This window comes from Silvania confinis, from assembly GCF_025564085.1.
Lineage (GTDB): Bacteria > Pseudomonadota > Gammaproteobacteria > Enterobacterales > Enterobacteriaceae > Enterobacter > Enterobacter confinis.
The window spans coordinates 559,567-583,313 of record NZ_JAMGZJ010000077.1 but is presented as its reverse complement, the minus strand read 5'-3'; the positions used below and the strand labels follow the sequence as shown (position 1 = coordinate 583,313).

General features: G+C 50.9%; 18 protein-coding genes, 1 tRNA gene and 3 pseudogenes. 16 read left to right on the top strand and 6 right to left on the bottom strand.

Annotated elements, in window-relative coordinates:
• Positions 1 to 46: 46 nt before the first annotated feature.
• Positions 47 to 1,324, bottom strand: a complete 1,278-nt coding sequence (locus M8013_RS16780) for a PTS ascorbate transporter subunit IIC (protein WP_271268926.1) — start codon at positions 1,322 to 1,324, stop codon at positions 47 to 49.
• Between the two features lie 325 nt (positions 1,325 to 1,649).
• The gene (dtpD, locus tag M8013_RS16775) at positions 1,650 to 3,125 is read right to left on the bottom strand and encodes a dipeptide permease DtpD (protein WP_271268925.1); all 1,476 of its coding nucleotides are present in this window, start codon (positions 3,123 to 3,125) and stop codon (positions 1,650 to 1,652) included.
• A 250-nt stretch (positions 3,126 to 3,375) separates the two neighbouring features.
• Here dtpD and M8013_RS16770 point away from each other — a divergent pair, with 250 nt between their 5' ends.
• The 10 genes and pseudogenes from M8013_RS16770 (at position 3,376) to M8013_RS16720 (ending at position 13,600) form a co-directional block, all read left to right on the top strand.
• Entirely contained in the window at positions 3,376 to 3,567 is a 192-nt protein-coding gene (locus tag M8013_RS16770) for a hypothetical protein (protein ID WP_271268924.1), read from the top strand.
• Between the two features lie 34 nt (positions 3,568 to 3,601).
• Positions 3,602 to 6,190 (top strand): annotated as a pseudogene (locus tag M8013_RS16760) (T6SS effector BTH_I2691 family protein).
• 1 nt (position 6,191) lies between these two features.
• Entirely contained in the window at positions 6,192 to 7,169 is a 978-nt protein-coding gene (locus tag M8013_RS16755) for a DUF6708 domain-containing protein (RefSeq protein ID WP_271268921.1), read from the top strand.
• Between the two features lie 54 nt (positions 7,170 to 7,223).
• Positions 7,224 to 8,054: a DUF6708 domain-containing protein gene (locus M8013_RS16750; RefSeq protein ID WP_271268920.1), complete on the top strand. Its 831-nt coding sequence runs from the start codon at positions 7,224 to 7,226 to the stop codon at positions 8,052 to 8,054.
• Between the two features lie 206 nt (positions 8,055 to 8,260).
• Complete coding sequence (locus M8013_RS16745; protein WP_271268919.1) at positions 8,261 to 9,244, top strand: DUF6708 domain-containing protein; 984 nt, start codon at positions 8,261 to 8,263, stop codon at positions 9,242 to 9,244.
• On the top strand, positions 9,241 to 9,507 hold the full coding sequence (locus M8013_RS16740; RefSeq protein WP_271268918.1) for a PAAR domain-containing protein: 267 nt from the start codon (positions 9,241 to 9,243) through the stop codon (positions 9,505 to 9,507). The genes M8013_RS16745 and M8013_RS16740 overlap by 4 nt, the downstream gene beginning before the upstream one ends.
• Entirely contained in the window at positions 9,504 to 10,718 is a 1,215-nt protein-coding gene (locus tag M8013_RS16735; RefSeq protein ID WP_271268917.1) for a hypothetical protein, read from the top strand. Before M8013_RS16740 ends, M8013_RS16735 begins: the two co-directional genes overlap by 4 nt.
• A 664-nt stretch (positions 10,719 to 11,382) precedes the next feature.
• Positions 11,383 to 11,835: pseudogene (locus M8013_RS16730) on the top strand (type VI secretion system domain-containing protein); the annotation flags it as partial.
• Positions 11,836 to 11,877: 42 nt separating this feature from the next.
• A pseudogene (locus M8013_RS16725) lies at positions 11,878 to 12,279 on the top strand (type VI secretion system baseplate subunit TssF); the annotation flags it as partial.
• Between the two features lie 7 nt (positions 12,280 to 12,286).
• Positions 12,287 to 13,600 (top strand): VasL domain-containing protein, encoded by a 1,314-nt coding sequence (locus M8013_RS16720; RefSeq protein ID WP_418939543.1) that lies wholly within the window; start codon positions 12,287 to 12,289, stop codon positions 13,598 to 13,600.
• Between the two features lies 1 nt (position 13,601).
• On the opposite strand, the gene M8013_RS16715 is transcribed toward M8013_RS16720, so the two are convergent.
• Positions 13,602 to 13,676 (bottom strand) — tRNA-Arg (locus tag M8013_RS16715).
• A gap of 75 nt (positions 13,677 to 13,751) precedes the next feature.
• A complete protein-coding gene (locus M8013_RS16710; RefSeq protein WP_271268916.1) occupies positions 13,752 to 14,693 on the bottom strand; it encodes a formate/nitrite transporter family protein in 942 nt (313 codons plus the stop codon).
• A gap of 314 nt (positions 14,694 to 15,007) precedes the next feature.
• Here M8013_RS16710 and mlaA point away from each other — a divergent pair, with 314 nt between their 5' ends.
• On the top strand, positions 15,008 to 15,760 hold the full coding sequence (gene mlaA, locus M8013_RS16705) for a phospholipid-binding lipoprotein MlaA (protein WP_271268915.1): 753 nt from the start codon (positions 15,008 to 15,010) through the stop codon (positions 15,758 to 15,760).
• Between the two features lie 48 nt (positions 15,761 to 15,808).
• Here the strand turns inward: mlaA and fadL are convergent, their stop codons facing one another.
• Positions 15,809 to 17,089, bottom strand: coding sequence for a long-chain fatty acid transporter FadL (gene fadL / locus M8013_RS16700; protein WP_271268914.1), 1,281 nt, complete (start codon positions 17,087 to 17,089; stop codon positions 15,809 to 15,811).
• Positions 17,090 to 17,460: 371 nt separating this feature from the next.
• Here fadL and M8013_RS16695 point away from each other — a divergent pair, with 371 nt between their 5' ends.
• From M8013_RS16695 to sixA, 4 genes are all read left to right on the top strand, one after another.
• The gene (locus M8013_RS16695; RefSeq protein WP_271268913.1) at positions 17,461 to 17,745 is read left to right on the top strand and encodes a YfcZ/YiiS family protein; all 285 of its coding nucleotides are present in this window, start codon (positions 17,461 to 17,463) and stop codon (positions 17,743 to 17,745) included.
• A 155-nt stretch (positions 17,746 to 17,900) separates the two neighbouring features.
• Positions 17,901 to 19,211 (top strand): acetyl-CoA C-acyltransferase FadI, encoded by a 1,311-nt coding sequence (gene fadI / locus M8013_RS16690; protein ID WP_271268912.1) that lies wholly within the window; start codon positions 17,901 to 17,903, stop codon positions 19,209 to 19,211.
• Positions 19,211 to 21,358, top strand: a complete 2,148-nt coding sequence (gene fadJ / locus M8013_RS16685; protein WP_271268911.1) for a fatty acid oxidation complex subunit alpha FadJ — start codon at positions 19,211 to 19,213, stop codon at positions 21,356 to 21,358. Before fadI ends, fadJ begins: the two co-directional genes overlap by 1 nt.
• 209 nt (positions 21,359 to 21,567) lie before the next feature.
• Complete coding sequence (gene sixA, locus M8013_RS16680) at positions 21,568 to 22,053, top strand: phosphohistidine phosphatase SixA (RefSeq protein ID WP_271268910.1); 486 nt, start codon at positions 21,568 to 21,570, stop codon at positions 22,051 to 22,053.
• A gap of 45 nt (positions 22,054 to 22,098) precedes the next feature.
• Here sixA and smrB read toward each other — a convergent pair whose 3' ends face one another.
• Positions 22,099 to 22,650, bottom strand: coding sequence for an endonuclease SmrB (gene smrB / locus M8013_RS16675; protein WP_271268909.1), 552 nt, complete (start codon positions 22,648 to 22,650; stop codon positions 22,099 to 22,101).
• A 157-nt stretch (positions 22,651 to 22,807) separates the two neighbouring features.
• Here smrB and prmB point away from each other — a divergent pair, with 157 nt between their 5' ends.
• A complete protein-coding gene (gene prmB, locus M8013_RS16670) occupies positions 22,808 to 23,740 on the top strand; it encodes a 50S ribosomal protein L3 N(5)-glutamine methyltransferase (protein ID WP_271268908.1) in 933 nt (310 codons plus the stop codon).
• Positions 23,741 to 23,747 lie beyond the last annotated feature (7 nt).

The following is a 23,747-nucleotide window of genomic DNA, read 5'->3' as shown; positions in this document are numbered from 1 at the left end:
CCGGCATCAGAAAGCTGAGGCCGGGTTGAGGTTGTGCTGGTTCAGATTAGCTGAAGAGTCTGAGGATATAGTCCAGAATCAGCGACGGGATAGTGAAGTCCGGGTCGGCAAAGGTTACACCGTGCGCACCAAGTTGCGAGAAGATAGGCAGCGTCAGTGCTGGCAGTACACACAATAGTAACCCGTTGATGCCGCTGGCAATAACCGCGCCGCGGAACCCGCCAGTGGCGTTGCCGAAGATGGCTGCCGCACCGCCTGTGATGAAGCTTGCCATGATCCCTGGAACAATAATAGGCAGGCCAAGCACCGGGAAGATCAGGATACAGACCAGTTCAACCACGAAGCTAATCAGGAAGCCAATCAGCGTGGCGTTTGGCGCTTTAGTAAACAGCACCATCACGTCAACAGCAGGAACCGCACCCGGCGCAAAGACACGGGCAAAGCCTTTAAAGGCAGGCACGATCTCAGCGGTAAACAGATTCACGCCCGCTTTAGCAAGATACAGGCCGCAGGCAAAAATCGCCGACTGCTCAAGAACAAAGATCACCACATTCTTATCACCTGCACCTGCGCCATATACCAGGGTCATGGCATCTTTAACCTGCGGTGTCGTCGCAAAAATGCAAGAAATCAGCAGCAGCACCAGCATGGTGAGCAGGGTCGCAATGTTAGGTTCACGGATAAAATCGAACTTATTGCTGATATTCAGGTGTTCGGTATCGGTACTTTTATTACCGAACCATTTCCCCATGTAAGAACCAATAATATAAGAAGAGATCGCCGCGTGAGAAATAGCGTACTCATCTGAACCGATAATTTGACGGCTAAAGCGGTTAAGCACCCATGGAGAAACCGCCATATAGGTCCCGATCAGTAGCGACGAGATAATAACCATTTCATAATTACTGAAGCCAAATTGCATCAGTACGGCAGTTAATGCAAACGCCATAAATAAAACCAGATGCAATGACAGATAAATAAATTTGAAGCGCGTCAGACGTGCCAGAATGATGTTTAAAATCATTGAGAACAACAGGATTAATGCGGCGGTTGCACCCAGTTTATCGATGGTCGCCGCCATAATTGCTTCGTTGCTTGGTACCACGCCCACAATATCAAAGGCTTTAGAGAACAGTGAACTGAATGCGGTAAGCACTTTCATTAAAATGCTGCCGCCCACTTTTATCATGGTGAATCCAATAAAAGAAAGGGCCGTGCCTGTTATTAATCGGGAAATTGATGTTTTTTGAAAAAGTAAACCCAGGAACGCCACGATAGCAATAATTACCGCAGGCGTTTTGACCAACCCTAACAAGATATCCATGATTTTTCCTTGAGGATGCTATACATCATTTAATGCTTTTTTATTAACGTTATAGAATTAATACAGCAGCATGTTAACACTCACGGTAAGTGACTATCTGATAGCTGAATCACAAAAGAAATACTATTTGCAATAAATTGAAATATTGTTTCATTAATGTGTTTTGGGATTGTGTTTGCCGTGTAATAGCGCTGTTAATGGGCTTTTAAGGGTTGGGTTTTTTCGTGCAAAAATAAAGCAGGTTATGAGGGGAGGGCGTAAAGCGTTAAGCGGCCCAACATAACGGCAGAAGCGTTTTGTTGGGCCTTAAGGCAGGAACATCAAATTAAGCCGTCACTCCACGCGCTCTGACTTTGAGGGTCTGGTAGAGCCAGATGACCAACACCGCGCCGACACAGGCTAATGCCCCCCAGGTTATGGCACTAAAGACATCAATATAGGCATTGATGCTGTAGTTAATTGCCCCTGAGGCATCAAATTCCCCTTGCGAAGTCTGGTCGGCAATCACACCGGCGAGATAGTTGGCAATCGCACCGGAGAGCAGCATATAGATGCCCGTCAGCACGCCGGTGACGCCCGGGATGGTAATACGGGTAATTTGCGACATGGCCACCGGATCAATAAACAGTTCTGCAAAGCCCATCACCGCAAGACCCAGCACCATCAGCGGCATCGAGGATTGGCCGTGCGCCGCAGACCAGTGCGCGCTTAAGGTAAGAATGCAGAAGCCCGCACTCATCAAACCCAGCCCGAGGGCAAATTTACCCCACAGGCGGACCGTCCGGTTGCCGCTGACGCCCTCTTTTACCAGCCAGGCCAGTACGATGCCGCAGAGCATGACGGCAAACGCGTTAATCGACTGGAACATGGCGGTGGGTACGGCATACCCCAGCACATCGCGGTTAACAAAACGGTCGATATACAGGCTGATAGAGCTGCCGCCCTGCTGGGCGAACGCCCAGAACAGCAGGCTAAAGAAGGTCATCACCACAATCAGCTGCAGTGATTTGCGCTGCTCGTGGGTCTCGGCCTGACGGTAGATCCTTAACAGCACCGCCAGCCCAACGACGGTGGCGGCAATCAGCGCGTATACCGCCCACTCTTTCCAGAACAACAGCGTGATCAGCATCGGGGCGGTGATCAGCAGCACTAACAGCCAGGCCCAGACAGGCATCATCAGCTTTGTGGAGCACAGCAGCTCTTTATTCACCCCGGTGGTGTGCGCGAAGTGGCGCTTACCGGACATAAAGATAATCAACCCGGCAAACATGCCGATAGCCGCCAGCGCAAAGCCCATCGCCCAGCTGTACTCCTGCTGAACATAGCCGCAGGCAATAGGGGCAACGATAGAGCCGACGTTACCCGCGGCGTACAGCAGCGAAAAGCCCCCGTCGCGACGCGGATCGTCGGTCGCATACAGCTCACCCAGCAGGCAACTGACGTTGGATTTAAACAGGCCGTAACCGCAGACGATAATCGCCAGCGACAGATACAGGAACGCCGGGGAGATCTCGCTGGCCCCCAGCACCAGATGCCCAAGCGCCATCAGCAGGGCACCGATCATCACCGCCATGCGGTTGCCGAGTACTTTGTCGGCGAGGTAGCCACCCAGAATCGGGGTGACATACACCAGCGAACAATAGGCGCTGAACAGGGCGTAGGCGTGAGTATCGTCGAATTTGAGCTGATTGGTGAGATACAGGATCAGCAGGGCACGCATGCCGTAAAAGCTGAAGTATTCCCAGATTTGCAGTGCCACGATGTAATAAATGGCGCGGGGCTGTGATGATTGTTTATTCATAGTCATTTCTGAAACGGAAGTTGTTGCCTGGTTAAATATGCGTCATTGCGGTGTTTTCATGGTGTTAAACACGAGAGTTAAGGCAGTGGCGTAATTCAATATGCGGTATTCGTGCATAAATATACATTAAAAACGCTGTTTGGAAAGTGCTAATCGCAGCGATATTCCGCGTGAGCGGAGAGAAAGGTCGGCAAGGTAAGTATGACGTGGGGGATTGTCAGCGAGGGGGGGAAGATGGGGAGCCCCACGATTGTGGAGCTCCGTCGTATTATCTATTCAGGAAGATCGCATTGCCTTTGCGCTGCATGGACTGTCCCAGCGTGAGGGATTCTGGAAGGCTCCAAAGATGGTTGCCTTTCTGGATCTGGCCCGACTGACTCCCGACTATTATCGTGATGCGACAAGTCACTGGGATGAACATCACTGGATTGATATGACCTAAACACAATCCCATAATACCGGATGGAACAATTAACATGAGTACACAAAAAGGCTGTAAATTCTGTATTCGTCATGGGTTGCCTGTTTTGCCTATTCGCCCGGCTATCGTTGCAAGTGAGGATACGCTCCCCCATCTGTCAGACAATATAAAAGTACCAGTAAAAGCACAGGGCGAAACGGCGTGGACAGGGCGTTTGCTGCGTGAGGGCTTTCTCTATATTTAGGCTGAGTCCGGGAAACGCTGGGTAAATTACTTTGCGACAAGTGAGGGGTATTATTATCCATTGCCACAAAACGGTGATGTTCCACTTGATATTGTGAATGGAAAGGTGAAACCGTGTATTACTCAGCCAGAAGAGTTAGCGAGTGCATCACTGATTACGCTCCCGGTAAAACCGGCAGGTATGAAAAACGGAGTGTTCTGGTTAAGTTGGTCGGAAGTAGAATGGACCCCGGCGGTGCGGAAAAGGCATGAAGATGCGACTTATCGCAGCCAGTATATGCAACGCTTTGATATGGATGCATGGATTAAAACGGGCAAGGCAGAACAGGTTGTTGATATATCAGCACTGACGGAAACTGTCGCTGAGTATAGTAGTAAAGGCAAAAGCAGCAACGCGACCAAGTGGTCAAGATCTCCATGGAAATTGGCCACAATATTTGAAGGGTCGATGATTCAACAAACTGCGAATAAACTGTATCCCCATAAAGGTGCCATTGTTGTATTGCAGGACCCTCCCGCGGTATTACAGGATTTATCCGCTATTATTGATTATGAATTACAAGGGAAAGTTTACCAGAAAAAGGATTATCAACGAGAACTGGCTTTGGCATCTGCGATCACAGGTTTGAAAGAGTCTATGATTCGTCAGTTTGAGCGTGATTATATTGAAAAAAGCGAAAGTCAAGAGCGGAATGCCCTTTATGGGCCATTTGGATATGCTGGCAACAGTGATGTACCAGATAATAATATGTATGCCCCGATCAACGATCGAAAAATGAAACCTGAAGCAGTCAGCAAGTGGGCAGAGTATGAGCAATATTATGATCCTTCAAAAGTGACAGGCTTTCAGAAGAAATTTAATCAAATTCTAAAAAAGTATAACGAAAGTATCGTTAGTCCGCGTACTGAAATGTATCTGGATTGGATAAAGGGCAGCGTATTGTTGGGGTATTTTAAGCATAATTTTGATGCCAAAGATTTAAAAAGTGGTATTGAATATATCCAGACGCTTAATTACTGCATTGCTGGCATGCAGGATAAGGTTGGAGTGTCCCGACACTTCAACGAGTTACTATCGGGTACACCGACAGATGTAACGAACATATTAGCTCGGGCGCTTATATTGAATCAGGATGTTTTGGCTGAAAAGTTAGTTGAAGCAACTGAGGGTTTTTCAGACTGGTTTACTATTCCCTGGAATGGGATAGCCGATGCGTACAAAGATGGCATCGAAAAAATGCGTGATAATGCAGCCGGTGTGGCGGGAATATTCATCGGATTGCTCTCAGGAATCCTGACCAGAAAAATTACTCAGGCACTGGAGTCAAACAAAGTATATGGTTGTTTAGTCGCCATGGGAGCAATGACAGATAGGGCCTTGGTTCCTTTAGAAAAAACAGGTAAATATAAAGAATTTGTTTCTGAAGTTGTTACCCAGCTGGCTAAAGAAAGTGGACTTGATAGCAAAGCAAATAAAGACAGCTTACGGCATCATGTCAGGCGAGAACTGAGACGACTCAGGGTTGACGGATTACCAATAGAAGCTGAGGAAACAAAAAAATTTCTGGTTATGGTTGATATCGACAAAGTTCACGAGATGGCAGCATTGCCACCTAAAGAGCGCACGATTGCAGTGAGTAAATTACTCCGAACGTCGGCTGATGTTGAAGCACAGCAATTCAGCCGCTGGCAAGGCGCAGTCCAGCGCGGAGTCAGAAAAGTCGGGGAGGCAATGCCGTTTACATTGGGCGTATTTTCTGGAGTACTTCAGGTTGCTGCACTTTTTATTTCTGCTGATATCCACAATAAAAAAACACTGACTGCCGATCAAAAAGAAGCGCACTCCCGATTTTGGGCAGGGGTTATTGGCCTTGGAAGCACTACATTAGGCATCATTGAAACGGGTATAAAACAATTTAGGCTATTTACCAGTGCTGCATCAAGGCTACGAGTTTTCAGTTCTGAAACCTTTCTTCGATGGGTTGGCTATGCGGGGAAAGCATTAGGGGTAGTGGCTGGGGTGATTGCTATGGGGTATGATTTTTATCACTTTGGGGATGAAATATATAAAGGCCATCGTGGGCTTGCCGCTGCATATTTTTTTTCAGGATTAGCAGGGTTGTGGCTTACTATTGCTGTTATTTGGGCTATACCTGTGTTAGGTACTCTAATCGCAGTTACGATTTTAATAGGTACAGCTATTTATCTGGCGTTTCAGAATCGCGATAATATTCAAAAATGGTTGGTCCAATGCTTATGGCGTAGAATACCTGTAGATACAGTTGGCCTCAAAAAAGAACAGGAAAAATACAAGGCTAGAGAGGCGATTGATCTCCCTATATGGCCAACCATGAAAATGGAAATGGATGAACTTAAACTAGCGTTGGATGTTGAGGGGTAACATGGACTATTACGGACTTTTTCCAAAGTTTAAGCTAAATCGCCCGCTTAATGAAGCTGAAATAAAATACCAGTTAAATAATGGTGATGTCATAAATTGCCAATCAATTATGCCGGATGCTAAAGTTATTTCAATGAATTCTAATTTCCTTGAAATGGTCGATAAATATTACTCTTCGAAAGGATTAGGGAGTCTGGTTGCTTTTTTTGGATTTTCAAGTATGTTATTTGTTATAACATTAGTGACTTTTTTTTGTTTTTTTGATTCGAATTACATCTCTCTTAATGATGTTGTATTTTTTTTAATTGTTTTTATTCCAAGTTGTCTAATGGCAATTTGGATGTTAATTTTATTAAAATCAGAATGGTTTGCCTGGACACACTACCCCGTTCGTTTTGACAGGAAAAATAGGCTAGTACATGTTTCCCGATTAAATGGTTCAACCTACAGCGTTCCCTGGGATAGCGTATTTTTCACTTCCGGGTTGAACCACAGAAAAGATGCCAATAAAGACTATTACATCAGCGGGCATGTGCTGGCAGATGATGGCGAAACCGTGATTGACACCTTCTGTCTGCCCGCCACGCATTCAGACAGAAAACAACTTGAAAGGCACTGGGAGTTTGTCCGCCGCTATATGGAAGAGGGGCCTGATTCAGTGGTTGGCGTGGTTGATTTTTGTCTTCCCATAGCTAAAAAGCGTGAAGGTTATCGCTTTGGTCTGCTCTGTTTATTATCAGGGTTTAACGGTGCGCCGTTATTTCTGTTTCCGTTCCTGTTTGTGCTGGCGTTTATTTTCAGCATTCCGCGCTATCTGGCCATGGTGACAAGCAGAGTGCCCGTCTGGCCTGAGAGTATTGAGTTGCAGTGTCAGGTTGACAAAGATGATCCCTATCTGGTTGATGCTTCTCGTAATCCAAAACATCCATGGCGAAATCTCTTCAAGAAACCATCCACTCATCATAGGGAATCAAGATGAAAGGTGTCATTGAAATGGATGAACTTAAGTTAGCTCTGGGAGTGGAAGGATAAAATGGATTATTACGGGCTTCTACCTAAGTTTAAACTTAATCGTTCTCTTAATGATGTTGAAAGAGAATGTCAGTTAAAACAAACGAGTGTTACTGAGCTTAATGGCCAGTCAATAGTGCCTGATGCTAAAATTATCTCTGTGAACTCTCATTACCTTGAGCTGGTGGATAAGTATTTCTCAGTGAAAGGGTTTCTTAGTCTGATCGGTGTAGTTAGTTTTTTTGGATTTTCACTGTTGTACTTGACAGTACTTATTGGCACAGTTCCTTATCTAAGGTGGACGATTTCGGGCAGTGAAAAAATGCTTTTGTCGATGAGCTTACTTTGTATTCCGAGCATAATTATGACATTTAAAGTTCTAAAAACTGAATGGTTTGCCTGGACACACTACCCCGTTCGTTTTGACAGAAAAAACAGGCTGGTGCATGTTTTCAGACTGAATGGTTCAACCTACAGTGTTCCCTGGAATAGCGTATTTTTCACTTCCGGGTTAAGCCACAGAAAAGATGCCAATAAAGACTATTACATCAGCGGACATGTGCTGGCAGATGATGGCGAAACCGTGATTGACACCTTCTGTCTGCCCGCCACGCATTCAGACAGAAAACAACTTGAAAGGCACTGGGAGTTTGTCCGCCGCTATATGGAAGAAGGGCCTGAGTCAGTAATTGGTGTGGTTGATTTTTGTCTGCCCATAGCTAAAAAGCGTGAAGGTTATCGCTCTAGTCTGCTCTATTTATTATCAGGGTTTAACGGTGCGCCATTATTTTTTTTCCGTTCCTGTTTGTGCTGGCGTTTATTTTTAGCATTCCGCGCTATCTGGCCATGGTGACAAGCAGGGTACCCGTCTGGCCTGAGAGTATTGAGTTGCAGTGTCAGGTTGATAAAGATGATCCTTATCTGGTTGATGCTTCTCGTAATCCAAAACATCCATGGCGAAATCTTTTCAGGAAATCATCAACAAATAACAGGGAATAAAGATGAAAGGTGTCATAGAAATGGACGAAATTAAGATGACGTTGGGAGGGTAGGGGGTAAATGGATTATTACGGTCTTTTTCCTAAGTTTAAATTAAATCGATCTCTTAATGATGAAGAATTAAAGTATCAGCTTAAGCAACAAAAAACAGCTGAGATCGATGGGCAATCCATAATTTCTGATATGAAAGTGATAACACTTAATTCCCATTATCTTGAGCTGGTTGATAAATATTTCTCAGCGAAGGGTTTCGGTGGATTTGTCGCTGCATTCGGTTTTTTTTGCTTTTCACTGCTTTATTTTAACGTGCTGGTAAGAAGTGTTCCTTATATTGACTGGAAATTTTCTACCAGTGAAAAAATGTTTCTATCGATGAGTGTGATTTGTATTCCAACAATAATAATGACATTCAAAGTCCTTAAAACTGAATGGTTTGCATGGACACACTACCCCGTTCGTTTTGACAGAAAAAACAGGCTGGTGCATGTTTTCAGACTGAATGGTTCAACCTACAGCGTTCCCTGGGATAGGGTATTTTTCACTTCCGGGTTAAGCCACAGAAAAGACTCCAATAAAGACTATTACATTAGCGGGCATGTGCTGGCAGATGATAATGAAACCGTGATTGACACCTTCTGTCTGCCCGCCACGCATTCAGACAGAAAACAACTTGAAAGGCACTGGGAGTTTGTCCGCCGCTATATGGAAGAGGGGCCTGAGTCAGTGATTGGCGTGGTTGATTTTTGTCTCCCCATAGCTAAAAAGCGTGAAGGTTATCGCTTTGGTCTGCTCTGTTTACTATCAGGATTTAACGGTGCGCCGTTATTTCTGTTTCCATTCCTGTTTGTGCTGGCGTTTATTTTCAGTATTCCGCGCTATCTGGCTATGGTGACAAGCAGGGTACCCGTCTGGCCTGAAAATATTGAGTCACAGTGCCAGATTGATAAAGATGATCCTTATCTGGTTGATGCTACTCGTAATCCAAAACATCCTTGGCGAAATCTTTTCAAGAAACCATCCACTCATCACAGGGAAGCAAGATGAAAGGTATCATTCGTATCGGTGATAAAACCACCGGCGGCGGTCAGGTTATTGACGGCTCAAAAAAAATGAAATTTGCTGGCATTGGTGTGGCTCGTAAAGACGACCCGGTCATTTGCCCAATCTTAGGTCACAGCCCCTCTTTTATCGCCGAAGGGCATCCGACAATTAAGGATAATGGCCTACCAGTTGCGTTTCACGGATACAAATGTACCTGTGGATGCACTCTGATCACTTCTTTAGGTAACGCAACCACGAGTAAATGATGCCTGTTGACCTCTCCTGCATTCCCGGCCCTGCAAAGCGGCGGGCAGCACCCTCCTTTGAACGCTGGCTGGTACTTCTGATTGTCCTTATCGCGATCGGCGGCTTTGTTACAGTCTATTTTTGGCCAGTTGGTGCACCCACCCTTACAGCTACGTTCTGGTTCTGCTTTCTGGGATTTCCGATGGCGGTCGGGGGCATTATTGTCGCACTTCGCTGGCTGGTTTACCTTGCTGGTGAATGGCTCGCTGATGGCTGGGACAGGGCCAGGGAGTGGGACCTTGCCCAGGATATTCACAACGGCCAACGTAGTCTCGCCATGCTGGGGCAGGTTGTTCACCTGCCACATGTTATTTCGGCTGAGTCCGTTTCACAGCAACTGCTGATGCCTGACGGTATTACGCTGCCGTCACAGGTTGATGAAACGGGCGAAATTCTTATTCATCAGGCCAGTTTCAGCGATGTCGCAATGCCTGTGCAGGACAGAGTGAAAGAACGGATACATTTGTTGCTGACAGAGGCTTCGTTACAGAGTGCATTTCAGCGTCTCCCTCAGAAGGCTTCCCTGTCGGTGTTGTTTCAGTTCAGCCCGGATATATCCGTTTCACCAGAAGAACGCCGCGTATTGCAAGAATTTGTGAAGGGATGTCCAGGTTTCCCCTTCAATATGACTTTTGTCCCTGGAGAAGGATTGCAGGTCGTCGATGCCTGGCTGGATCAACCGGAGATGATGCAGCACTTACTGGTCATCGCCTTGAATCTCTCGGATAAAATGACCGATGGTATCGGGGAGGCGGCAGTTGCGTTACTGATGAGCGCATCTGATACACCAGAAGCCGCTCGTGACATCGTGGCTGAGATCCACCGGCCCGAACAAGTGAAGGGTGCGCAGAGCTTTAATCGTGCACTTTTGCAGGCAGTTGACTGGGGAAAAACTACCCCCGAAGAGATTAAACATGTCTGGCTGACGGGCACGGGAGTCAGCAATGAAGCCACATCTTTGCTATCGGGAGCAGGCGTTCGTTTCCCTGCAGCTGGGCAGCCGTGCGATATCGATTTAAAAACCGGCCTGACTGGGTGTGTTTCACCCTGGCTGGCAATGGCTGTCGCTGCTGAGCAGGCAGGACAGTCTGCATCACCGCAGGTTGTCATGTGTGTTCCCGGTGACAACACCCCCCCCTGGTTTATGACTATTTGCCCTGCGGCGAAATAAACTCTCAATTATTCATTACCTGTGAATCGGTAAATTTTTTCCGGTGTCTGATTTTCCTTAACTGATAAAACTACCATCAGCTTCCTGTTCGGAGTGCACCGAAGTGACGCGTTTTTTTACAATATTTAAAAATACTACATTCCAGCTATGGGTGGTTCTGCTGTTATTTTTGGTGGCAGGGTCGATGTTATTTTGGTTGCTGAAATTCTCGCCCGATATACTGGGCGTTACGGACGGCTCTCCGCGGCAGGAATATTTGTTATTCATCTGCGTATTGTTTACCTGCGGTCTGTTGTTATTCATTCTTCTCTTTTTTATTGTCACCCGTTTATTTGGTGAGAAGGATTATAAGACTGTTAAGGCCGCAGCAGCCGGGAAAAACACGAAGGTTAAGTCTGAAAAGAAAAATGAAAACGCAACTCAGACCGAAATCGCCATGCTCAAAGCCCACCTTCGCCGTCGCTACCCCCTCTTCTGGCGGCGTAAAACACGTCTGCTGTTAATCACTGGTGATGAAGCGGCAATAGAACAACTGGTACCTGGCCTGCAGGAAAACCAATGGCTCGAAGGCAACCGTACCGTTCTGATTTACGGCGGCAGCCTGACATCGGAACCTGACCGCGAAAAATACACCGCGCTGCGTAAATTGCGCCGCGGACGCCCGCTGGACGATATGTCCGGCTGGCGCGATGAGTCGGTCAGTGTTGTCAGTGGGACGGATAACGATATCCTGACTCTCGAGCCGGAAGCGCTGGAGAAAGCGGACACTGACGGTCTGGATGCCACACTCTACTGGCTGCAGACTCGCCCAGGCACCGACTCCACAAAAGACAAATGGTTGCTGCGTTTGCTGATGGCCCGTGTGGCCGAGCAGAAGGGCAAGAATGAGCTGGCCCTGCATCTACTGGGTGAGCTCGACAGTGCCGCACAGTCCATCACCCTCACACAATGGACACCGGCGCTGTTATTTGAAGTCAAATCACGCCGCCTCAGGTTACTGCGCATCAAAGCCACACGCAGTGAAACCGATAAATCACGGCTTCAGCCCGAGATGGATTTGCTTCTGTCCGGTCTGATTGCGCTCGATCCGGCCAGCAGTGCGGTGCTTTGCGGGTAATAACGCCTGCCATACCTTTACAACACATATATTCAGGTTTTTATGGATGACTTAACCCTGCGTTATTACGACGCTGAAATGCGCTACCTGCTGGAAGCCGGTGAAGAGTTTGCCCGTGCTCACCCCGAGCAGGCGGCAATGCTCAATCTTGATAAAGCGGGCGCGCGCGACCCGTACGTGGAACGTCTGTTCGAAGGCTTTGCCTTCCTGATGGGGCGCCTGCGTCAGAAACTTGACGACGACCTTCCGGAGCTGACCGAAGGGCTGGTTAGCCTGCTGTGGCCGCATTACATGCGTACCATTCCGTCGATGTCGGTGGTGGCATTCACCCCTGACTGGCGCGAGATGAAAGAGCAGATGCGTATTGTCAAAGGCTTCGAGGTGAACTCGCGACCAATCGGTGAAAAGGGCACGCGCTGCCGGTACACCACTACCAAAGAGATAACGGGTCATGAATGACATTACCTCACGTAAAATCAAAATCGGTGGCGACCCACGCACGCTAGCGGATTATGCCAGCCTGCGTGATGAACTGAGTAAATTGACACATCCGGCACGTCCGGATGTGGACTGGCAATATGTTGAAAAACAGTGTCTCTCACTGTTTGAGCAGAACGGTGTGGAGCTACAGACAGCGGCCTGGTATACGCTGACACGGACGCAACTGGGCGGGTTGGGCGGGCTCAATGAAGGTCTGGCGATACTCGAGGCCCTGATAAGCCATCATTGGGGGGCGCTGTGGCCGCAGCCAGTCCATGCCCGCATGGAAATCCTCAACAGTCTGAGTCAGCGTCTGCAGCAACGGATGCGTTCGCTCGCGCTAAATTACAGTGACCTTAGCCAGCTGTATCGGGCGGAGCAATTGCTTGTCAGCCTTGAAGTTGTACTGCAGCGTATGGAGCTTAAACATCTCAGCAAGCTTGATACCCTGCGTACGCTTATTCACACCAATGCCGTCCGGCTGGAAAACAGCGATAGTACAACCCGCACTGTGCCGACCATTCCGTCTGAGATTGTGTTGCCGGCCAGCGTTATAAATGGTGCAGCAACATCCACGAAAGTCGCTGCTGCCAGTTCACCTGAAGACAGGTCAGGCAGCACGGTTAAAAAGTGGAAACCCTTCTTTGCCGGGATGTTTACCATGTTGGTGATAAGCGAGGCTGCAATGTGGAGCTGGCAATATCTTCACCGGCCAGATCCCCTGCAGGCCAGGCTTGCGGCATCCCTCGCGCCTTTACCTGTAACGCCTGCGCCTGAGCAACTGGATAGGCTGCAGCAGCACTCTCCGTTACCAAAATCAGGCATCACGCAAACGCAACAACAGCTTGCCCGACTGGATAAATTGCCGCCTGACTGGAATATTGCGTTGAGTCGGCAGCTCATCAAACAGGCGCAGATACTGTGGCCGGAGCAGGCAAAACCCCTGATACAACAATGGCAGCAACAACTCAATGCTACCGCTTTACCCACGGAGCAGCTGTATGGCTGGTATCAGGGAATGATGACGCTACAGAAACTGAGCAACCGGCTGAACGGTTTGGATGAAAAGAAGGGACAATACATGACGGTCAGTGAGCTGAAATCAGTGGTTTTTTCCACCATTCAGTCATTTAATCAATCCAAACCGGCTGAAGAACAACTGCGAGTGTTGTCAGAAAACCCGGCTGGAGAACCATTACCTGCTGCCGCCAGGGCTCAACTGGAGATGCATCTAAAACAATTGGCAGCGCGCTATGCTGAAATAAAACAGAACGCATCCGAGTAAATGGTGTCCCCTGCAGGAATCGAACCTGCAACTAGCCCTTAGGAGGGGCTCGTTATATCCATTTAACTAAGGGGACGAAGCGGCACGAGTATAACGCCATTTATACAGTGCGTTAAGCGCATCGCCGCCTGACTGCTTAAAGAGTCGCCATTCAGTCCGCTTTTTTCTCGTCTTTTTCCTGCTTGAGTCGAGCCTGCTCATTCGCTTTCATCTCGGCCTTGCGCTTGTTCGACATGTCGTTGCGGATCTGCGCGTGGCTGAGCAGGGCAAAAATAAAGGTCCCGCCGCAGATGTTGCCTGCCAGAGTGGGGATTGCGAACGGCCAGAAGAACTCGCTCCAGTGCAGGGTGCCGTTAAACACCAGATATAAAATTTCTACGGTTCCCACCACAATATGGGTGGTATCGGCCAGCGCGATAAGCCAGGTCATTAAAATGATGACCACGATTTTTGCTGAACCGGCGGACGGGAACATCCACACCATGGTGGCGACGATCCAGCCGGAGATGATGGCGTTTGAGAACATCTCTGACGGGCTGTTCTCCATTACCCCCATCCCGATCTTCACAAACGCATCGCGGGTCGGTTCATCAAAGATAGGCATATACTCAAATGCCCACGCCGCAACGCCCGTGCCGATAATATTACCCAGCAACACCACGCCCCACAGACGCATCAGCAGGCCAAAATTGCCCCATGTCGGGCTCTGCATCACTGGCAGCACGGCGGTGACGGTGTTCTCGGTGAACAGCTGCTGGCGCGCCATAATCACGATCACAAAGCCAAACGTATAGCCCAGATTCTCCAGCACCAGTCCGCCAGGGATGCCTTCAAACTGGACGTGAAAAATCCCTTTCGCCAGCAGGGAGGCACTCATCGATAACCCGGCGGCAATGGCTGACCAGAACAACGCCATCGCATCGCGTTCCAGCTCTTTCTCGCCATCCTGGCGAATATGTTCATGAATTGCCATGGCGCGTGAGGGAAGGCGGTCCTCATCCACTTCAATTTTCTTGCCCCGGCGTTTCTCTTCGCTTTCGACTTCCAGTTCTTCGGTGTGCTGATCGATCTTCTCTTCTTTTAGTTCGTCCATTTCGGTATTCCACAGGGGTCAGATATCCTTAAGCGTAGCGGTTTTTATCCCGTCTCCCTTGGGGATGCTCTTAAATTCTGCATAAGGCAACAATGGCGATACATCTGTTACAAAGCGCGTATAAAATAGCCGGCCAACCGAAAACGGTAAGCCAGGCTATTCTGAGATCATAAAAGCGGTGAACGCGGCCCGCGATTGTGTTCGTGAACATCAGTAAACGTGCTGATACAATCACTTGCATGTTTACAGGCGGAGCGAAAAAGCTCCGTTACGGATGGCTTTTGAAGAGAGCCATACTTAACAGGGAGAAAGATATGAAACTTCGGCTGTCGGCGCTTGCGCTGGGCACCACATTGCTTGTGGGCTGTGCCAGCTCCGGCGAGCAACAGGGGCGCTCCGATCCTTTAGAAGGATTTAACCGCTCCATGTATAACTTCAACTATAACGTGCTGGATCCCTATCTGGTGCGGCCGGTTGCGGTTGCATGGCGTGATTATGTTCCCCAGCCAGCCCGTAACGGTTTGAGCAACTTCACCAGCAACCTCGAAGAGCCGGCGGTGATGGCCAACTTATTCCTGCAGGGCGATCCCTATCAGGGGATGGTGCATTTTACGCGCTTCTTCCTGAATACCCTGTTGGGGATGGGCGGCTTTATTGACGTGGCCGGAATGGCGAATCCGAAGCTGCAGCGCGAACAGCCTCACCGCTTCGGCAGTACGCTGGGTCATTACAATGTGGGTTACGGCCCGTATGTGCATCTGCCGTTCTATGGCAGCTTCACCGTGCGTGACGACGGCGGCGATATGGTCGATACCCTTTACCCGGTACTGTCATGGCTGACCTGGCCGCTCTCTGTGGGTAAATGGACGCTGGAAGGGGTCGAATCGCGTGCGCAGCTGTTGGATTCCGACGGCCTGCTGCGTCAGTCTTCCGATCCGTACATCCTGGTACGTGAAGCCTACTTCCAAAACCACGACTTTATTGCCAACGGCGGTAAGTTGAAACCGGAAGAAAACCCGAACGCGAAAGCGATCGAGAATAATCTTTCCGAGATTGATGCGGAATAAATAAAAAAAGGTGAGCATCGCGCTCACCTTTTTCATATTACGACGTTATCAGAACGCGTAGTTGAAGTTCATGCCGTAAAGCCAGGCTTTACCTTCTGACGTGAATTCATACGGACCTTCGTTGAAGGTGACTTTCTGACCGTGCATGTAAGACACACCCACGTCCACAGACGCATCTTTGTTAAACGCGTAAGTGGTACCGGCGCTCAGCCAGAAGCGATCCTGGTCCGGGATGGAGATCGAGCGGTTGTCAGCCGGGACCGGGCTGTCATCAAACGCGATACCGGTACGGAACGTCCAGTTATCATCCATATAGTAAGTCGTACCCAGCGCGATACGGTACGCGTCATGGAAACTCTCTTCTTTATAGAACAGCGTCTGGCCATTGTTACCCGTGGCTTTCAGCTCCTGGAACTGACTCCAGCTGGTGTACGCCATGCTGTAGTGGATAGCCCACTGTGGCGCAATGCGGTTATAACCGGAGATCTCCCACATTTCAGGCAGATTCAGCGTCAGCGCACCTGGGATGGTCTGGCCTGATGTTCCCCACGGTACGGAGACACCCGCACCAGGTCGGGCGTTTACTGCGGTCACGAGGCCGCTTTTATAATCGCCGTCGAAATCAATTTTGACTTCTGAACGATAGGTTAAGCCGTAGCGGTTATTTTTATCCACTTCATACAAAATACCCGCGTTCCAGCCAAAGCCCCATTCGTCACCTTTCAGGCTGGCGATTTTGTTGCTGGTTTTCGGCAGTGGTCCGGTGAGTTCACCGGAGTAACGCTCAATTTTCGCATCGGCATAAACCGCGTTAACACCCAGGCCGAAGCTAAAGTTTTCGTTCAGACGATAGGCGCCGCTCAGGTTGAGGTTAACGGTGGTCAGGTCGGTTTTACCGGCGTATTCGCCAGCGGGGTAATTGGTATTGAATTCGGTTGCCAGGCCGTAGTTAGAGGTAACAGACGCCCCCCAACCAAACTGTTCGTTGACCGGTGCAACAAAGTGCAGGTTCGGTACCCAGGCGGTTGGCGCGATGTTATTGGCATCCAGGCTGCGACCGCTGAACTGTGATCTGCCGGAAACATCCACACCCGGATCGATAAAGACGGCACCGCCAGAGAAGGTCGGACGGTCAAACATGGTGATCAGTGCTGGGTTACGGCTTGCGTTCCCTGCGTCATCAGCCATAGCGCCTTCCCCGGAGTAGGCACGGCCCAGCCCAGAGGAAGAGAACTCATTAAGCTGAAAACCCGCGGACCAGGCGGAGGTGGAGACGATTGCCACTGCGACTGCCAGCGCAGTTTTGTTAAACAGGGTTTTTTGGCTCATGACCATAACCTCATTGAGTTATTTTTGTTCAATCTTTGTTACATCGAGTAACAGGAGCGCGAAGTGTAGGGTCTGTTGTAACACTTAGAAATCAGACCAGTGGCGAGAGTATAGGTCTGACCAGATGGAATGTTGCAAGTATGTTTATTAATTTTTTCTAATCTGTTTATCGAAACGGGATCTGGCTGGCAAAATTGTGACCAGATTGGGTCATGCGGATGGGTGATTTTTGTTTTAGATCATTTTTAAGCGTGATATTACTCACTTACCTCTTTTTACGTCATTAACGACTGGAGCCACCTCCGGTCGGCGCGTAAAATATCAGCATTGTGTTTATCTCGCGCCGAGCGCGACTACAGAGGAAATCTACTATGAGTAAATGCAGTGCTGATGAAACCCCGGTTTGCTGCTGTATGGATGTGGGTACCATCGTGGACAATACCGATTGCACCGCCTCTTACAGCCGTGAGTTCGCTAACCGTGCAGAAGCAGAAGAGACGCTGGCCGCACTGACCGCGAAGGCGCGTGGCGTCGAGTCGGAACCGTGCGAGATCACCTCGACCTTCACCGAAGTCGACGGCGGCGTTCGCCTGGATATCGACTTCGCGTTCTCCTGCGAAGCAGAATCCCTGATTTTCCAGCTCGGCCTGCGCTAATCCTGTTAACGCCTCTGATTCCAGAGGCGTTTCTTTTGCTCTCTTGTGTGTTCGCTCGCAATTTTTCTTCTCCCCGATTGGCTAATGTAAAAATTTGGTTAAGACTGTTATCAGGTCAGACCACTTTGCGCATTTGTTAGACACAGGGGAGCGTTATGAGTCAGGCATTACCGCTAATCACCCGCCAGGGCGATCGCATTGCCATTGTCAGCGGATTACGTACGCCATTTGCCCGTCAGGCAACGGCCTTTCATGGCATACCGGCTGTCGATCTGGGAAAGATGGTCGTCGGCGAAATGCTGGCGCGCAGCGAAATACCTCCCGAGGTGATTGAACAACTGGTTTTTGGCCAGGTAGTACAAATGCCCGAAGCGCCAAACATCGCCCGTGAAATCGTGCTCGGTACCGGCATGAACGTGCACACCGATGCCTACAGCGTCAGCCGTGCCTGTGCAACCAGCTTTCAGGCGGTAGCCAACGTCGCCGAAAGCCTGGTCACAGGGACTATTCGTGCCGGGATTGCCGGGGGCGCTGACTCCTCTTCCGTGTTACCGATAGGCGTCAGCAAAAAGCTCGCCCGCGTGCTGGTCGACGTCAGTAAAGCCCGCACCACCGGGCAGCGGCTGTCGCTTTTTTCACGCCTGCGCTTGCGCGATTTACTTCCCGTACCACCGGCCGTCGCGGAATACTCTACCGGCTTACGGATGGGGGATACCGCCGAACAGATGGCGAAAACCTACGGCATCACCCGTGAACAGCAGGATGCACTGGCGCACCGATCTCACCAGCGCGCGGCGCAAGCCTGGGCCGAAGGTAAACTGGCAGGTGAAGTGATGACGGCGTACACCCCGCCATACCGCGAACCCTTTAGCGAAGACAACAACATCCGAGGCACCTCAACGCTGGCAGATTACGCCAGACTACGTCCGGCATTTGACCGCAAGCACGGCACAGTGACTGCCGCCAACAGCACGCCGCTCACCGACGGCGCGGCGGCAGTGATCCTGATGACCGAATCCCGCGCCAAAGAGCTGGGGCTGACCCCGCTCGGTTATCTGCGCAGCTACGCCTTTACCGCCATTGATGTCCGGCAGGACATGCTGCTGGGGCCGGCCTGGTCTACGCCGCTGGCGCTGGAGCGTGCAGGGCTGACGCTGGGCGATCTGACGCTCATCGACATGCACGAAGCCTTTGCCGCGCAGACCCTGGCCAACCTGCAGTTGCTGGCCAGCGAGCGTTTTGCCCGCGATGTGCTGGGCCGCGCCCATGCTACCGGTGAAGTGGATGACAGTAAATTTAACGTGCTGGGGGGGTCTATTGCTTACGGACACCCGTTTGCTGCGACTGGCGCGCGGATGATCACCCAGACACTGCATGAGCTGCGCCGTCGTGGCGGCGGCTTTGGCCTTGTCACCGCCTGTGCGGCGGGCGGCTTGGGTGCCGCGATGGTTCTGGAGGCAGAATAATGGAGATGACAACGGCGTTTAGCCTGCATGTACGCCTGGACAACGTGGCGGTGGTCACCATCGACGCTCCGGGCGAAAAAATGAATACCCTGAAAGCTGAGTTTGGCGCGCAGGTGCGGGCGATCCTCAAGCAAATCCGCGAGAACAAAGATATTCGCGGGCTGGTGTTTATTTCCGCCAAAGCGGACAACTTTATTGCCGGGGCGGACATCAACATGATTGCCCGCGCCACCAGCGCACAAGAGGCAGAAGATTTGGCCCGTCAGGGCCAGCAGATTATGGCGGAAATCCATGCGCTGCCCGTCCCGGTGATTGCCGCGATTCATGGTGCCTGTCTGGGCGGCGGCCTGGAACTGGCGCTGGCCTGTCATGGGCGAATCTGTACCGACGATGGCAAAACGGTACTGGGCCTGCCAGAAGTTCAGCTGGGATTACTCCCGGGCTCTGGCGGGACGCAGCGTCTGCCGCGTCTGGTCGGCGTCAGCACTGCGCTGGATATGATCCTGACCGGTAAACAGCTACGTCCACGTCAGGCCCTGAAGGTCGGGCTGGTGGATGAGGTCGTGCCGCAGGCCATTTTGCTGCAGGCGGCGGTTAAAATGGCCCAGCAGGACAAACCGGCTCGCCGTCGCTTACCAGTGCGCGAACGCGTGCTGGCAGGCCCGCTGGGGCGCGCGTTGCTATTCCCGCTGGTCGGCAAAAAAACCGAACAAAAGACGCTGGGTAATTACCCGGCGACAACCCGTATTCTGGAGGTGGTGCAAACCGGTCTGGCGCAGGGCAGCAGCAGTGGATACGCCGCAGAAGCCAAAGCCTTTGGCGAACTGGCGATGACCCCGCAGTCGCAGGCGCTGCGCAGTATCTTCTTTGCCAGCACGGATGTGAAAAAAGATCCCGGCAGCGATGCTGAGCCGGCCCCGCTTCAGACGGTGGGCGTGCTGGGTGGCGGATTGATGGGCGGCGGGATCGCTTTCGTTACCGCCAGCAAAGGCAAATTGCCGGTGCGAATCAAAGACATCAATCCGAAAGGCATTAACCATGCGCTGCAGTACAGCTGGCAGTTGCTTGATAAGAAGGTTAAGCGCCGCCATATCAAAGGCAGCGAGCGTGACCGGGAGCTGGCGCTGATTTCAGGCACCACTGACTACAGTGGGTTCCGTCATCGCGACGTGGTGATTGAGGCAGTATTTGAAGATCTGGCCCTCAAGCAGCAGATGGTCGCCGAGGTCGAGACGCACTGTGCGCCGCACACCATTTTTGCCTCCAATACCTCTTCGCTACCGATCGGTGATATTGCGGCCCAGGCCATGCGACCGGAGCAGGTGATCGGGCTGCATTTCTTTAGCCCGGTAGAAAAAATGCCGCTGGTGGAAGTGATTCCGCATGCGGGGACCAGCCCGCAAACCGTGGCCACCATCGTTAAACTGGCCAAGCTGCAGGGTAAAACGCCGGTAGTGGTAGCAGATAAAGCCGGATTCTACGTTAACCGCATCCTCGCACCTTATATTAATGAAGCTATGCGCCTGCTGACCGAGGGCGAGAAGGTCGAACAGATCGATCATGCGCTGGTGAAGTTTGGTTTCCCGGTTGGCCCAATCCAACTTTTGGATGAGGTGGGAATCGACACCGGCACTAAAATTATACCTGTGCTGGAAAGCGCTTACGGTGAACGTTTCAATCCGCCTGCAAATGTCGTTGCAGCGATTTTGAATGACGATCGCAAAGGCAGAAAAAATGGTCGCGGTTTCTATCTTTACGATCCAAAAGGGCGTACAAGCAAGAAGCAAGTTGACCCGGCGATCTATGGGCTTATTAAGCCGGTCGGCGAGAGCAAACTCACCGCGGCTCAGTGCGCAGAACGCTGCGTGATGATGATGCTTAACGAAGCGGCGCGCTGCTTTGATGAGCGCGTGATTAAATCGGCTCGCGATGGCGACATTGGCGCCGTGTTTGGCATTGGTTTTCCACCTTTCCTGGGTGGCCCGTTCCGCTATATGGATAGTCTGGGCGCGGGTGAAGTTGTTGCGATTTTGCAGCGACTGGCTGTGCAATATGGTCCGCGCTTTACGCCGTGTGACACTTTATTGCAAATGGCGGATCAGGGGCTGCGATTTTGGCCAGCAAAGGAACCTGACCTCGTAAGTTAAGGTCAAAGAAGAGTAAATCCACCGTTGAATGACCCGGTCTTGTCTAATTTTTAAACGGACATTGACTATACTTACGCCGTTGAGGTAAAAAACAGCGTTTCATTCAACGGATGGATCAGGCACAATGCCCGGCCATCAGGTTTTCTACCTCGTTTTTGGTTCACGCAGGTAGTAACGCTGGTGATCCTGGTCAACAAAAGCGGTGCAATATGCAAGTTTTTATCATGCGTCACGGTGACGCGGCACTCGATGCTGCCAGTGACTCTGTACGTCCTCTGACACCTTGTGGCTGCGACGAGTCTCGTCAAATGGCAACGTGGTTGAAAGGGCAAAAAGTGGATATTGAGCGTGTCCTCGTCAGCCCGTTCTTACGTGCTGAACAGACGCTGGATGTGGTAGGGGAGTGCATGAACCTGCCTGTCGGTGTCGATATCCTGCCGGAGCTCACCCCTTGTGGCGATGTGGGCCTTGTCAGCGCATATCTTCAGGCGCTGAGCAATGAAGGTGTCGCCTCTGCGCTGGTGATCTCTCACCTGCCGCTGGTCGGTTACCTGGTGTCTGAACTCTGCCCGGACGAAACGCCGCCGATGTTCAGCACCTCCGCCATTGCCAACGTCACCCTCGACGAAACCGGCAAAGGCGTGTTCAACTGGCAGATGAGCCCCTGCAATCTAAAGATGGCAAAAGCCATCTGACGTGACGCACGGCAAGGCGGGTAGCGTTAGCCACCCGCCTGTCTGTCAGGGCAGCTCAGGCGGTTGCCACTCTTCTATCTCAATCAGCACCAGCAATGCGGCATCTCCGCCGTACTCTTTGGGTGCCTGATGAAAAGCCATCACGTGCGGATGTTGAGCAAGCCACAGCGGCGTTTGCTGCTTGAGAATGTGCTTTCCGTGGCCGTGCATTACGCAGGCGCAGAACAGATGTTCCCGACGGCAGGCGGCAATCAGCGCCCCCAACTCCTGTTTGGCCTGCAGCTGCGTCAGACCGTGCAGATCGAGAAACAGCTCCGGCGAATAATCCCCACGGCGTAACTTTTTCAGCTCGAAATGGCTGACGTCCTCGCGCACATATTTCATTGCCCCTTCGGTATTCAGCAGCGGCTGAAACTCATCGGAAAAATAGTGGCTGGCATCGACCTGCTCCTGCATCAGCCGTTTGGCCGGAACTTCACTCACTTTTTTGCGTAACGGACGATGCACAATGGTGTCCTGAGTGATTTTTCGCGTCCCGGTCATGAGCTGACGAAACAGCGTTTGATCCTCCTCGCTAAGCGATGTTTTCTTTTTCATGGGCCTGTCTCATCTCAATTTTTCAACAGTGTACCTGACTCGTCGTGTGGCAAAACGCATTTTTTAACCGCGGGCAGTAAGTGACAGTGCTGATTTATCGCCGTCTTCGTGGCAAACTAGCCGCCGAAAATTTAGCGAGCATGCCCTGGAGAAAATAGTGGATAAAATTTTTGTCGATGAAGCGGTAAATGAACTGCAGACCATTCAGGACATGTTGCGTTGGGCGGTCAGCCGTTTCAGCGCGGCCAACATCTGGTACGGTCACGGCACCGATAACCCGTGGGATGAGGCGGTGCAGCTGGTGCTGCCGTCACTCTATCTGCCGCTGGATATTCCGGAAAACATGCACGCTGCGCGCCTGACCTCAAGCGAGAAACACCGCATCGTTGAGCGCGTGATACGCCGCGTTAACGAGCGCATCCCGGTCGCGTACCTCACCAACAAAGCCTGGTTCTGTGGCCATGAATTCTTTGTCGATGAACGCGTACTGGTGCCGCGCTCGCCGATTGGCGAGTTGATTAACAACCAGTTTGCTGGCCTGATTGACCATCAGCCGCAGCATATTCTGGATATGTGTACCGGCAGCGGCTGCATCGCCATTGCCAGCGCGTACGCTTTCCCGGAGGCAGAAGTGGACGCGGTGGATATCTCCACCGATGCGCTGGCAGTTACCGAACACAACATTGAAGAGCACGGCCTGATCCATCAGGTGACGCCGATCCGCTCGGATCTGTTCCGCGAGCTGCCAAAAGTGCAGTACGACCTGATCGTCACCAATCCGCCGTACGTTGATGCAGAAGATATGTCCGACCTGCCAAACGAATATCGCCACGAGCCAGAGCTCGGCCTGGCGTCTGGAACCGACGGCCTGAAGCTGACCCGCCGCATCCTGGCCTGCGCCCCGGATTATCTGACCGATAACGGTATTCTGATTTGTGAAGTCGGAAACAGCATGGTACATCTGATGGAGCAATATCCGGATGTTCCGTTCACCTGGCTCGAGTTCGACAACGGTGGCGACGGCGTCTTCATGCTGACCAAAGCGCAGCTGCTCGACGCGCGCGAACACTTCAGCATCTACAAAGATTAATCAAACG